Here is a 513-nt window from a genome sequence, read left to right as displayed (position 1 = left end):
ATCCAGAAGCTCGTGGATCAGGCGAAGTCGCTCGCCAACCAGGCGCTGTCGACCCAGCTCTCCACCACCGGCACGGCGACCAACGCTTTCCCGGTCACCACGAGCACGGCCTCCACGACGGCCCTGTTCACGATCAACGGCACCTCCGTGTCGGCAAACTTCGCCGCGTCGTCGAGCATCACATCCGTGGTGTCGGCGTTGAACTCCGCGGTCAGCTCGGCCAGCACCACGTCGGGTGGTTCGTTCGGCGCGGGCGCGATCTTCTCGGTCGATAGCACCGGCACCAAGATCGTCCTGAACGCGCAGGCCGACGTGGAATTCCAGAACTCCACCAGCCAGGCGGCGCTCGGCTTCGCGTCGTCCTCGACCACGGCCTCGACCTATGGCACTGCCGCCAGCACGGTGGTCTCCAGCGACCTGGCCGTGTCCGGCGTCAGCCAGCGCAAGTCCCTGGCGCAGCAGTACAACAACCTGCTCAACCAGATCACCCAGCTCGCCGGCGATGCCAGCTAC

General features: G+C 66.3%; 1 pseudogene. It reads left to right on the top strand.

Features of this window, described 5'->3' with window-relative positions:
* Positions 1 to 12: 12 nt before the first annotated feature.
* Positions 13 to 513, top strand: a pseudogene (locus tag MKK69_RS22190) (flagellar protein); the annotation flags it as partial.

This window comes from Methylobacterium sp. J-026 (assembly GCF_022829585.1).
Lineage (GTDB): Bacteria > Pseudomonadota > Alphaproteobacteria > Rhizobiales > Beijerinckiaceae > Methylobacterium.
This window is presented reverse-complemented; position numbering and strand designations above follow the sequence as displayed.